10 protein-coding genes are annotated in these 11889 nt (G+C 69.0%); 4 read left to right on the top strand and 6 right to left on the bottom strand.

Annotation, left to right across the window (positions count from 1 at the left end; all coding sequences use genetic code 11):
* The 3 genes from A5736_RS13960 to A5736_RS13950 all read right to left on the bottom strand — a co-directional run.
* The coding region (locus tag A5736_RS13960) for an AMP-binding protein (protein WP_139333306.1) at nt 1–707 on the bottom strand (707 nt) is incomplete at its 3' end.
* 34 nt (nt 708–741) lie between these two features.
* Nucleotides 742–1818, bottom strand: coding sequence for an S-adenosylmethionine:tRNA ribosyltransferase-isomerase (locus tag A5736_RS13955; RefSeq protein WP_076246836.1), 1077 nt, complete (start codon nt 1816–1818; stop codon nt 742–744).
* On the bottom strand, nt 1815–2531 hold the full coding sequence (locus A5736_RS13950) for an SDR family oxidoreductase (protein WP_076246835.1): 717 nt from the start codon (nt 2529–2531) through the stop codon (nt 1815–1817). The genes A5736_RS13955 and A5736_RS13950 overlap by 4 nt, the downstream gene beginning before the upstream one ends.
* 57 nt (nt 2532–2588) lie before the next feature.
* Between A5736_RS13950 and soxR the strand changes: the two genes are divergently transcribed.
* Nucleotides 2589–3056, top strand: a complete 468-nt coding sequence (gene soxR, locus A5736_RS13945) for a redox-sensitive transcriptional activator SoxR (RefSeq protein ID WP_076246833.1) — start codon at nt 2589–2591, stop codon at nt 3054–3056.
* 10 nt (nt 3057–3066) lie between these two features.
* Here soxR and A5736_RS13940 read toward each other — a convergent pair whose 3' ends face one another.
* From A5736_RS13940 to A5736_RS13930, 3 genes are all read right to left on the bottom strand, one after another.
* Nucleotides 3067–4896 carry a phosphoenolpyruvate carboxykinase (GTP) gene (locus A5736_RS13940; protein WP_076246832.1) on the bottom strand — a complete coding sequence of 610 codons (1830 nt, stop codon included), beginning with the start codon at nt 4894–4896 and terminating at the stop codon, nt 3067–3069.
* 171 nt (nt 4897–5067) lie between these two features.
* On the bottom strand, nt 5068–6639 hold the full coding sequence (locus tag A5736_RS13935) for a hypothetical protein (RefSeq protein WP_175611273.1): 1572 nt from the start codon (nt 6637–6639) through the stop codon (nt 5068–5070).
* Complete coding sequence (locus tag A5736_RS13930; protein ID WP_254848360.1) at nt 6633–7808, bottom strand: hypothetical protein; 1176 nt, start codon at nt 7806–7808, stop codon at nt 6633–6635. The genes A5736_RS13935 and A5736_RS13930 overlap by 7 nt, the downstream gene beginning before the upstream one ends.
* 42 nt (nt 7809–7850) lie before the next feature.
* On the opposite strand from A5736_RS13930, the gene trmB reads away from it, so the two are divergent.
* From trmB to A5736_RS13915, 3 genes are all read left to right on the top strand, one after another.
* Entirely contained in the window at nt 7851–8711 is an 861-nt protein-coding gene (gene trmB, locus A5736_RS13925; RefSeq protein ID WP_371328385.1) for a tRNA (guanosine(46)-N7)-methyltransferase TrmB, read from the top strand.
* An 11-nt stretch (nt 8712–8722) separates the two neighbouring features.
* A complete protein-coding gene (locus tag A5736_RS13920; protein ID WP_076246828.1) occupies nt 8723–9436 on the top strand; it encodes an NYN domain-containing protein in 714 nt (237 codons plus the stop codon).
* Nucleotides 9437–9485: 49 nt separating this feature from the next.
* Nucleotides 9486–11889: MMPL family transporter (locus tag A5736_RS13915; protein ID WP_139333305.1), on the top strand; the 2404-nt coding region annotated here is incomplete at its 3' end.

Genomic DNA, 11889 nt, shown 5'->3' with positions numbered 1-11889 from the left:
GTGCCCTCGGGGTCGAACTTCTCCAGCACCACGGTCGTGATGCCGCCGGCCTGCGCGGTCATCGACCACACCGACGGCGCCGTGTGATACAGCGGTGCGGGGCTCAGATAGATCGACTCGGGCGTCATCCAGAATTCCACCAGCGCCGCCATCATGCCCGCGGCCTCCGCCGGAGGGACGTGCGGCAACTCGCGTTTGATTCCCTTGGGCCGCCCGGTGGTGCCCGAGGAGTACTGCAGCAGGTCGCCCTCGAGTTCGTCATCGATCGGTGTGTCGGGTTGGCCCGCAACGCATTCCGGATATCGCTCCCACCCGTCGAGATCGCCGTCGGCCATCATCAGCAGGCCCGGTAGCCCGCCGGGCAGGTGCTGCGCCAGGCCCTCGCACGTTTCCCGCAGCGCGCCCGACCCGACGATCGCCCGGGCGCTGCTGTTGTCGATGATGTAGGCCGCCTCGGCCGGGGTCAGGTGCGTATTGATCGGCACGTAGTACAGGCCGCTGCGCCGCGCCGCCCACATGACCGCGTGGATGTGTTCGTTGTTCTCCATCAGGATCGCGACGGTGTCGCCCTCGCGCAGGCCGGCCTCGCGGCACCGGTGGGCCAGCCGGTTGGCGCGGGCTTCCAGCTCGTCGAAGGTGACGACCGTGCCCGACGGGTGCAGGATCACGGCGGGTTTGTCGGCGCCGATGTGGGGGCGAATCTGCATGCGAGGACTGTACCGCCGCGCGTGTTGACAGGTGTCAAGTGGGCAGCAGCAGGGCGCTGTCGCCGAATTCATGCCACAAATAGCCGCGTTCGACGGCCTCGCGGTAGGCGCCGGCCACCAGCTCCGGGCCGGCGACGGCCTCCAGCAGCAACAGGTGGGAGGCGCCGGCGTCGTGCCATCCGGTGATCAAGCCGTCGACCACGCGGGGAGGGCGGGACGGGCCGAGCACAAGGTCCGTCCAGCCCACCACCGGCCGCACCGCGCCGCCGCGGTCCGCGGCCGATTCCAGAGCACGAGTCACGGTGGTTCCGGCCGCGATCACCCTGCCGCCGGCCGCGCGCGTGAAGTTCACCAACCGCGCGGTCGCGGAGGGCACCTGGAAAAGCTCGGGAGTGGGCGGCTCGCCGGCCTCCGCCGAGGACACCCCGGCGTGCAGTGTGATCGGCGCGATCGCGACCCCGGCCGCCACCAGAGCGGTCACCAATTCGGTGCTGAACGGCCGTGCCGCGCTGGGCATTTCGGCGCTGCCGGGGCGCCGGGCGAACACGGTTTGGTAGTAGCGCAGCGGCCACTGCCGCGACACGTAGGCGTAGCGGATCGGGCGGCCATGCCGGCCGAGGTATGCGCCGACGTTGCCCTCGATGATCACCCGCGCGGTCCACAAACGAGCGTCGCCGACGCCCGGCCGCGGGTAGGAGGACTCGACGACGAGCGCGGCGCCGCCGGGCAGGTCGATGCGCTGGCCGGGCCCGACGTCGGTGAGGTGTCCGGTCGCGTTCGCCGCGGGCCGCAGCTCCACCACCCACACTTTCTCGGCGCGCACGGTGGAGAAGTGCACCGCGATCGGCTGCCCGGCGCGGCGGCCGTCGACGGCGGCGGGCATGGTGGCGGAGTCGTTCACCACCAGTAGGTCGCCGGGCCGCAGGTACTCACCCAGGTCGCGGAAGTGCGCGTGGTCGACCCCGCCGGGCCGGGCGACCAGCAGCTTGACCGCGTCCCGGGCCAGGCCGCGCGCCTCGGGCGGCTCGGTGGCATCGGAGCCCGGGCGCCGGTGGAAGCGCGTGTGCGGCCGCGGGGTAGCCGGGAGGGTCGGGAGTGTCGGGAGAGTCATTGCTGCGCTCCAGACAGCGCCAGGTCCGCGACCCGATAGCGACCGGAGGGCGGCCGGGTGTCGAGGAGCCGCAACGCCGCCGGCACGACGGATTCCGGCTCGGCGCGATCGGAGATGTCCTCGCCCGGGAACGCGGCCTGGTGCATCTCCGTGCGCATGTCGCCGGGGTCGAACGCGTACACCGGCACGGCCGGGACCTCGGCGGCCAGCACGGCCGACAGCTGATCGAGGGCGGCCTTGGACGAGCCGTAGCCGCCCCAGCCCGCATACGGTTCGACGGCGGCGTCGGAGGTCAGGTTGACGACCACCCCGCCGTTCTCGGTGAGGGCCGGCAGCGCCGCCTGGATCAGCGCCAGCGGGGCGAACAGGTTCGTCTGGTACACGGCCGATAACTCGGGCGCAGGATAGTCGGCGAGCTGCGGTTGGGGGCTGGGCCCCAATCGGCTCGCGTTGTTGACCAGGAGCCGAAGCGGCCCGGCGTCGATCGCCGCCGCGATCAACGCGTCGCGGTGGGAGGCCTGGGTGACGTCTCCGGGCAACGCGATCAGTCGCGCCGAATTCAGCTCTGCTGCAGTGGTTTTCAGGTCAGTGTCGCGGCGGGCATCGCCCACGACGGTCCAGCCGCGGTCGAGCAGGGCGGCGGTCAGTGCCTTGCCGAATCCGCGCGAGGCGCCGGTGACGATTGCGACGGGACGGGTGTCGGATTGAGTCATACGCCCCATACTGATAGTTAAAGTAAACTTTAAGTCAAGTCCGAGTGGGTAGGTCGTATGGATAAACGGGATTTGTTCACCGTCAGCGAGATCGCGACGCGAAGTGGCTTCGCCGCGTCGGCGATCCGGTTCTACGAAAGCCAGGGCCTGATCACGGCGTCGCGGACGTCAGGTGGTCAGCGCCGGTTCGAGCGGCACATGTTGCGGCGCCTGGCCTTCATCCGGGCCGCCCGAAACGTCGGGCTAAGCCTGGAGGAGGTCGCCGACGCCCTGGCGAAACTTCCGGACGCCCGCACCCCGACGCGGGCCGACTGGGCGGCGCTGTCGAAGACGTGGCGCACGCGCCTCGACGATCAAATCGCGGGCCTGATGGCGCTTCGCGACAACCTCGACTCGTGCATCGGCTGCGGTTGTCTGTCGCTGAAGCGCTGCGCCATCTCCAATCCCGGCGACACCGCGGCGGGCGCGGGACCGGGCGCGGTGTATCTGCCGAAGTCCTTGCGACGGCAGGTGATCGGCGGCTAGCGCCGGGGTGCTACGACGATTCGGACAGCCGCTGCTTGAGCGCCTCGAACTCGTCCTTGACGCCGGTGGGCAGCCTGTCGCCGACGAACTCGAACCACTCCTCGATCAGCGGCAATTCCTTGCGCCACTCGTCGGCGTCGACGCTCAAAGCCCGGCCCACGTCCTCGCCGGTGACGTCGAGGCCATCCAAGTCGAGGTCCTCGGCGGTGGGGACGATGCCGATTGGGGTGTCCTGGCCGCCGGCCTTGTGCTCGATGCGGTCGACGATCCACTTCAGCACGCGGCTGTTTTCACCGAAGCCCGGCCACAGGAACTTGCCACCCTCGCCGCGGCGGAACCAGTTGACGAAGAACACCTTCGGCAGCTTGGACTCGTCGGAGTTCTTGCCGAGATCCAGCCAGTGCTGGAAGTAGTCACCGACGTGGTAGCCGAGGAACGGCAGCATGGCCATCGGGTCGCGGCGCACGGTGCCGACCTTGCCCTCGGCGGCGGCGGTCTGCTCGCTGCCCATGGTGGCTCCCATGAACACGCCGTGCTGCCAGTCGCGGGCCTGGGTCACCAGGGGCACCGTGGTCTTGCGGCGCGCGCCGAACAGGATGCCCGAGATCGGCACACCCTGCGGGTCGTCCCACTCCGGCGCCAGGATCGGGCACTGCGACATCGGCGTGCAGTAACGCGAATTCGGGTGGGCCGCTTTGGTTTCTGTCTCGCGAATGATCCAGTCCTGACCCTTCCAGTCGATCAGGTGATCCGGCTCGCCCTCCAGACCTTCCCACCACACCTCGTCGTCGTCGGTCAGCGCGACGTTGGTGAAGACGGTGTTGCCCGCGGCGATGGTGCGCATGGCGTTGGGGTTGGACTTCCAGTTGGTGCCCGGAGCGACCCCGAAGAAACCGAACTCGGGGTTGACCGCGTACAGCCGGCCGTCCTTGCCGAATCGCAGCCAGGCGATGTCGTCGCCGAGCGTTTCGGCGCGCCAGCCCGGGATGGTCGGCTGCAGCATGGCGAGGTTGGTCTTTCCGCAGGCCGACGGGAACGCCGCGGCGAAGTAGTAGGCCTTGTTCTCCGGGGAGATCAGCTTGAGGATCAGCATGTGCTCGGCGAGCCAGCCCTCGTCGTGGGCCATCGCCGACGCGATGCGCAGCGAATAGCACTTCTTGCCCAGCAGGGCGTTGCCGCCGTAGCCGGAGCCGTAGCTCATGATCTCGCGGGTCTCCGGGAAGTGGGTGATGTATTTGGTGTCGTTGCAGGGCCACGGCACGTCCTTTTGGCCCGGCTCCAGCGGGGCGCCCACGGAGTGCAGCGCCTTGACGAAGAACCCGTCGTTGCCCATCTTCTCCAGGGCGGCCTTGCCCATCCGGGTCATCACCTTCATCGAGACGACGACGTATTCGGAGTCGGTGATCTCCACGCCCAGCTTGGGGTCGTCGGCACCGAGCGGGCCCATGCAGAACGGCACCACATACATGGTGCGGCCGCGCATGCAGCCCCGGTACAGATCCTTCAGGGTGGAGCGCATCTTCGCCGGGTCCATCCAGTTGTTGGTCGGGCCCGCGTCGCTCTCCCGCTCGGAACAGATGAAGGTCCGCGATTCCACGCGCGCGACGTCGGACGGATCGGACAGCGCCAGGAAGGAATTGGGGTACTTCTCGGGGTTCAGGCGCTTGAACGTGCCCGCCTCGACGAGCTGCTCGGTCAGCCGCTGCCACTCTTCGTCGGAGCCGTCAGCGAATAGCACCCGGTCCGGCTGGGTGAGCTCGGCGACCTCCTCCACCCACGACAGCAGCCCCTGGTGCTCGGTGGGCGGGTTGTCCAGACCCGGAATGGTCGCTGAGGTCATCGAACTCTCCTGAATTCTTCGTCTGCGTTCCTGGCGTTCGTCGTGCGTATGCGTTCGCCCACACAACTGTTGACATGGTGATGCGTTAACTACAGGTTATCGTGATCACCTTGCTGGGGATGGTCCGGGCGGGTATAAGCCTCCTCACAACAACGATTCAGAAACCGGCCGTCACGAAACGTCGCCGTCCTCGTCCGTCGACACCGGTTCGTCGCTGCCGTCCCCGCCCGCGGGTTCGGCCGCGTTCTCCGGTTCGTTCTCCGGTTCCTGCTCGGAATGGGGTATACCCGGTTCTCCCAGCTCTGCACGGACGGCCTCGAGCGCGGAGGCGATCGTCGGCATCTCCCGATCGCGCACCGCCGCGGCCCGCGCCGCCGCGATGGCGTGTTCACGCAGTTCGCTGTCGATGGCGCTGACGTGCTCGGACACCCGCGAGTTCTCCGCCTCCTCGCGGGCGAGGAGCGCCGTGCTCAGCACCGACTCGGCGACCAGCACCCGGGTGGCGACAAACTCCTCGACGGCCGAACGCAGCGACGACGTCGCGTCGCCCGCCCAACGGTCCAGCAAGGCGCGGTCGTGCAGCAGTCCGCGGAGATTGACCACCAGGAAGGTGACGGCCAGGCCGATCGCCACGCATGCCGCGGCCCCGGCGATCTGGGCCAGGGGGTTCAGGCCGTGGGCCAAACCGGCGACCAGCCGGCTCAGCGTCAGCGCGACACCCAGCCCGAACCCGGCACCCAGCAGCATCATCAGCCAGGTTTCCTGCCGCCGTGATTTCAGGTGTGGGGGGCCGACGTCGACCGCCGGCAGCTTCTCGACGGCCGGCAGAGCGACCGGCACCGCCATCTCGGTCGCGATGCCGGCCAGGTGTGTGGTGGTGTGCTCGCTCACCTCGGTGACTATCTCGTCCAGCCGCTCGCGGGTGTGCGCCTCGAACTCGGGAATCTTGCGCCGCGACAGACCGCCGACGTCCTCCTGCAGTTCGCCGCGGAGCGCCGAGCAGCGGTTGCGCGCAAAGTAGGACAACTCGACCCGCGCCTGCTGGATCTGGCCGCGCAGGGTGATGGTCCGCTCGGATTTCGCCTGGCGCCGCTCGCGCAGGGCCGCGCCGCGCTCTTCGCGCAACGCCTCGACCCGCACCCGCCGACCGGCGCCCTCGGCGTCGCGTTCGACACGCTGCCGCAGTGTCTGAAGCCGAGATTCCCACGCCCGCAACCTGTTTCGCCGAGCGATATCGGAATCGGCGAGCTGAGCCGAGATGGTGTCCACCAGCTCGTCGACGGCCGGCTCACCGAGGTCGGGGGCCGCGGCCGCGCCCACCCACGGCACCTGGGCATAGCGCGGTGCGTGCGCGGCCAACGTCTCGCGGTTGGTCTTCAGCGTGTCGCGCCAATTGAGGTGCACGTCGATCTTGGACACCACGCCGATCACCGCGTCGGTGTGCTCGGCGGCGCCGTCCAGCAGCACACAGTCGGATTCGGTCAACGGCGCGGCCGCCGACACCACGAACACCACCGCGGCCGGCGCATCGCCTGGTCCCAGATCCGTCGACTCGACGAACTTGTGCTGCGGCAGCCGTTCCCGCAGCGCCGCGACCACCCCGGTCACCCCGGACATCCACGGGCCGGTCACCAGCACGACGTCGAGCCGGTTGACGGCGGGCGCATCCAGCCGGGGGCCGATCGCCGCCACCAGTGCGTCCACCCGGGCGGCCGGGTCGTCGCGATCCTCGCCGCTCACCATGGCTCCCCGGCGGGAAGTGAGCCGCAGGTCTGCGACCACAGCCGCAGCGATCCCCTGGCGATGTCCGCCCCGCAGGCGCGGTGCAGATCGCTCACCGGTCCGCGGCTGTAGCGCTGCCAGCGGGCCGCCCGCGGCAGGTGCGTGGCCGGATCGGCGTCGGCCGATACGGGGCCGACCCGCAGCCCGGCCGCCGCGGCCAGCTCGACCGCGGCGGCCATCCGGGCGATCACCGTGTCGTCGCGGCGAAGGAATCCGCCGATCCGCTCGCCGATCTCGTTGTGGCGGACGGCCAGGGCCTCCAATTCCGCGACGGCGTCGAGCAGCCGCCGGTAGCGCGCCTCGGCGCCGAGGGCCGACAGCTTGGTCAGGACGGCGTCGAGCCGGCTGGTGCGGCGCAGCAGCGTGCGCACCTGCGCCGGTGGGCGGCCCTGGCGGACCGCCGCGATCCCCAGGGCCGTCCCGAACAGATCCAGCACGTCCAGCAGGTGCCGCCGGGCGGCGACGGGCACCGGGTTGTCGGCGGCCAGGAATCCGTCGAACGACCCGTCGAGGGACGCAGCACCGCCGGGATGCGCGGCCAGGTCCCGCAGCGCGGCCCACACCGTGGCATCGAGGTCGTCCAGCGCGGCGACGGCAAGCAGGCCGATCATCGGCTCGACCGGGACGCCAGCGAGCGCCGCGAGTTTCGCGCAGCGTTCGCGCGCGGCCGCGATCGGATTGTCGCCGCCGCGGCCGGACAGCGCGCCGGCCAGATCGGCTTTGTTCAGCACCGCCAGCACCGGGCGCTGCGCGGCGCCGATCGCGTCGGCGTCCTCCGGCTTGATCACCTCGGCGGTGACGTAGACGACGACGTCGACGTCGCGATCACCGGCGCACTCCGGCGGGGCCACCGCGATCCCCGCCGCACACCCGGCGCGGTCCAGGGCCCGCGCGACCGTGCCGCGCCCCACGCCCCGGCGCCCGCGGACCGCCACGCGCAGCGGCGCGGCGGCTCGTTCGGCGATGGCCGTCACGCGCGCGTCAGCGTGCTCGGCGGCGAATCGCGTCAGCTCATCGACGAAAATCTGGTGCCCCTGTCCCTCTCCCGGTCGATCGTTGGCCGATCCACCGGCCAGCCCATTTTGCCCGGTGGCGGATCGGGTCCCACCGAATGGTGGCACCTGCGCCATCGAGATGCGAGCCACCTTGGTGTTACCAGTCGAAGGCAACTGTTGGGTATCAATCTGGACCTGGGGCGGCTACATCGGGCGTTCATGGGCCACCATGGACAAATGCATGCGCAACCCGGGGTGGGGACATGTCCCGACACACGGGTGGAGGCGACGACCGGACTAGAGGTTGGCCAGGACGTGACCCCAGCACCGGAGCCCCGCGATTCGGACAATCCGCAGCACGGCTACCTTCCGGCGTCGAGTTTTCGTTCCCGGCGCTCCGCCCTGTCCGACGCCCAGCGCCAGACCTGGGAACGGCTGTGGCCGCAGCTGGGCATGTCGGAGATACCCGAGCGGACCGAACCGCTGGACACCCGCGCGTGGTTTGGCCGCGAGGCGCCGTTGGTGCTCGAAATCGGCTGTGGCAGCGGCACATCCACGCTGGCGATGGCCAAGGACGAGCCCGGCGTCGACGTGATCGCGGTGGAGGTCTACCGCCGGGGGCTGGCGCAGCTGCTGTCCGCCATCGACCGCGACGGTATCGGCAACATCCGGTTGATCCGGGGCAATGCGGTCGATGTCCTGCACTATCTAGTTGCGCCGGCGTCGCTCAGCGGAGTCCGCGTCTTCTTCCCCGATCCCTGGCCCAAGGCGCGCCACCACAAACGCCGGTTCCTGCAACCGAGCACGATTGGCCTGATCGCTGACCGGCTACTCCCTGGTGGTGTCCTGCACGCCGCGACGGACCACCCCGGGTACGCCGAGCAGATCGCCCAGGCCGGTGACGCCGAACCCCGGCTGTGCCGTGTCGAGCCCGGCAGCCGACTGCCGGTCTCGATCGTCCGGCCCACCACTAAATACGAGACGAAAGCTCGAGAAGCGGGCAGCGCCGTGACCGAGTTGATCTGGCTTCGACGATAGAGGCGATGAGCATGAGCCTGACCGAACAGACCGCAGCAGTACCCGAACCGCTCGAATCACCGGCGGTCCTCTCCGGTGGTGGTCTGGGCAGTTTCGAAGCACCCGCCAGGCGCGTCCTGCTGGTGTGGGACGCCCCCAACCTCGACATGGGCCTCGGGTCCATCCTGGGGCGGCGCCCGACCGCCCTCGAACGTCCACGCTTCGACGCGCTCGGTCGCTGGCTGCTGGCCCGCACCGCGGAGGTCAGCGCCGGCCGACCGGGCGTCGTGGTCGAACCGGAGGCCACCGTTTTCACCAATATCGCCCCGGGCAGCGCCGACGTCGTTCGGCCGTGGGTGGACGCGCTGCGTAACGTGGGCTTCGCGGTCTTTGCCAAGCCGAAGATCGACGAGGACAGCGACGTCGACCGCGACATGCTCGCGCACATCGAACAGCGGCGCCAAGAAGGCCTCGCGGCGCTGGTGGTGGCTTCGGCCGACGGCCAGGCGTTCCGTCAACCGCTGGAAGAAATCGCGCGCAGCGGGGTTGGCGTCCAGGTGATCGGATTTCGTGAACACGCGAGTTGGGCGTTAGCGTCGGATACCTTGGACTTCGTCGACCTGGAAGACATTGCGGGTGTTTTCCGGGAGCCGTTGCCGCGAATCGGCCTAGATTCGCTGCCTGACCATGGAGCGTGGCTGCAGCCCTTCCGGCCGCTGTCCGCCCTATTGACCACGCGTGTGTGAGACTGGGAACCCAATGCGCGGGTCCGTAGAGATCCAGTAAGGAGCTTACGTGTTCGCCTGGTGGGGTCGAACCGTGTACCGCTACCGGTACATCGTCATCGGAGTCACGGTGGCTCTTTGCCTGCTCGGCGGCCTGTTCGGGATGAGCCTGGGCAAGCATGTCACACAGAGCGGCTTCTACGACGAGGGCAGCCAATCGGTGAAGGCGTCGGTACTGGGCGACAAGACCTACGGCCGCGACCGCACCAGCCACGTGGTGGCCACTTTCACCGCCCCCAACGGGGGATCGGTCGACGACCCGGCCTGGCGGGACAGAATCGTCGGCGAGCTCAACAAGTTCAAGAACGACCATCCCGATCAGGTCGTCGGCTGGGCCGGCTGGCTGGCGGCGCCAGACAGCCCGAGCTCGCTGATCAAGGGGATGGCCACCGAGGATAGGAAGCACACGTTCGTTTCCATCCCGCTGAAGGGCGACGACGACGACAGCATCCTCAACAACTACAAGGCCATCGCGCCCGACCTGCAGAAGCTCGACGGCGGCACGGTTCAGCTCGCCGGCTTGGAGCCGATAGCCAACGCCCTGACCGGCACCATCGCCAGCGACCAAGAGGCTCTCGAATACATCGGGCTACCGATAGTGACGGTGGTGCTGTTCCTGGTGTTCGGCGGCGCCGTCGCCGCCGGCCTGCCGGTGATGGTGGGCGGTCTGAGCATTGCGGGCGCGCTGGGCATCCTGCGGTTCGTCGCCATCTTCGGCCCGGTGCACTTCTTCGCCCAGCCGGTGATCTCGCTGATCGGTTTCGGTATCGCCATCGACTACGGGCTTTTCGTGGTGAGCCGATTCCGGGAGGAGATCGCCGAGGGCTACGACACCGACGCCGCCGTGCGTCGCACGGTCATGACGGCCGGTCGCACCGTGACGTTCTCCGCGGCGCTGATCATCGCGTCGAGCGCCAGCCTGCTGGTATTGCCGCAGGGCTTCGTGCATTCGCTGGTCTATGCGATCTTCGCCGCGGTGGGGCTTGCGGCGCTGCTCTCGATCACGTTGCTGCCGGCGTGCCTGGGGATCCTCGGCCGTCACGTCGATGCGCTGGGCGTGCGGACCGCGTTCCGGGTGCCGTTCCTGCGCAACTGGAAGTACTCGCGCGCCTACCTCAACTGGCTCGCCGACCGGCTGCAGAAGACCAAGACCCGCGAAGAGGTCGAGGCCGGATTCTGGGGCAAGCTCGTCAACTTCGTGATGAAGCGGCCGCTGGCGTTCGCCATCCCGATCGCCGTCGGCATGATCCTGCTCGTCATTCCGCTCGGCAACCTCTCGTTCGGCGGCATGAGCGAGAAGTACCTGCCGCCAAACAATTCCGTCCGCCTGGCGCAGGAGCACTTCGACAAGCTCTTTCCGGGATACCGCACCGAACAACTGACGATGGTGATCAAGAGCGACAACGGCAGCAAGGTCACCGACCAGCAGGTTGCCGACATCCGCAACAGGATTTCCTCGATTACCGGGTTTACCGACAAAACCTGGCAAGAGCGACCGTGCCCCACCATCGCCGGCAACCCCTGCGTCAGCGGCCCGAACGGGGCAGCGCAGCCCAAGGACGGCTCGGTCCGCGTGATCCAGAACGGCCTGTCCAATCGCAATGACGCCGCCAAGAAGATCAGCGAACTGCGGGCGATATCGCCGCCAAAGGGCCTCACCCTTCTGGTCGGCGGCACGCCGGCGCTGGAGCAGGACAGCATCCACAGTCTGTTCAGCAAGGCGCCGCTGATGCTCGTCCTATTGCTCGGCGCCACAACGTTGTTGATGTTCCTGGCGTTCGGGTCGGTGGTGCTGCCGATCAAGGCGGTGGTGATGAGCGCGCTGACGCTCGGGTCCACGCTGGGCATCCTGACCTGGATCTTCGTCGACGGGCATTTCTCGACGTGGCTGAACTTCACGCCGACGCCGCTGATGGTGGTGCTGATCGCGCTGGTCGTCGCGGTCGGGTTCGGCCTGGCCACCGACTACGAGGTGTTCCTGGTTTCCCGAATGGTCGAGGCGCGGGAACGCGGCATGTCGACCGCGGAGGCGATCCGGATCGGCACCGCGACCACCGGACGTTTGATCACGGCCGCCGCGCTGGTGCTGGCCGTCGTCGCTGGGTCGTTCATGTTCTCCGACCTGGTGATGATGAAGTACCTGGCGTTCGGCTTGGCGGCGGCGCTGCTGCTGGACGCGACGGTGGTGCGGATGTTCCTGGTGCCGTCGGTGATGAAGCTGCTCGGCGACGACTGCTGGTGGGCTCCGCGCTGGGCCCGACACCTGCAGAACCGCATCGGGCTGGGCGAGATCGACCTGCCCGACGAGCGCAAGCGGCCCACCGTCGAAGGGCGGTCCGGGCGGCCCCCCGTCGCGGGGGGGGGGGGGGGGGGGGGGGGGGGGGGGGGGGGGGGGGGGGGGGGGGGGGGCGCCG

The organism is Mycobacterium sp. SP-6446 (assembly GCF_001954045.1).
Lineage (GTDB): Bacteria > Actinomycetota > Actinomycetes > Mycobacteriales > Mycobacteriaceae > Mycobacterium.
The sequence above is the reverse complement of the archived record's forward strand: the minus strand, read 5'-3'. Positions and strand labels throughout refer to the sequence as shown.

Coding starts and splice junctions, on each gene's coding strand:
- A5736_RS13955 (WP_076246836.1), bottom strand. CDS start 1,818: ATGACTCTCCCGACACTCCCGACCCTCCCGGCTACCCCGCGGCCGCAC.
- A5736_RS13950 (WP_076246835.1), bottom strand. CDS start 2,531: ATGACTCAATCCGACACCCGTCCCGTCGCAATCGTCACCGGCGCCTCG.
- soxR (WP_076246833.1), top strand. CDS start 2,589: ATGGATAAACGGGATTTGTTCACCGTCAGCGAGATCGCGACGCGAAGT.
- A5736_RS13940 (WP_076246832.1), bottom strand. CDS start 4,896: ATGACCTCAGCGACCATTCCGGGTCTGGACAACCCGCCCACCGAGCAC.
- A5736_RS13935 (WP_175611273.1), bottom strand. CDS start 6,639: ATGGTGAGCGGCGAGGATCGCGACGACCCGGCCGCCCGGGTGGACGCA.
- A5736_RS13930 (WP_254848360.1), bottom strand. CDS start 7,808: ATGGCGCAGGTGCCACCATTCGGTGGGACCCGATCCGCCACCGGGCAA.
- A5736_RS13920 (WP_076246828.1), top strand. CDS start 8,723: ATGAGCCTGACCGAACAGACCGCAGCAGTACCCGAACCGCTCGAATCA.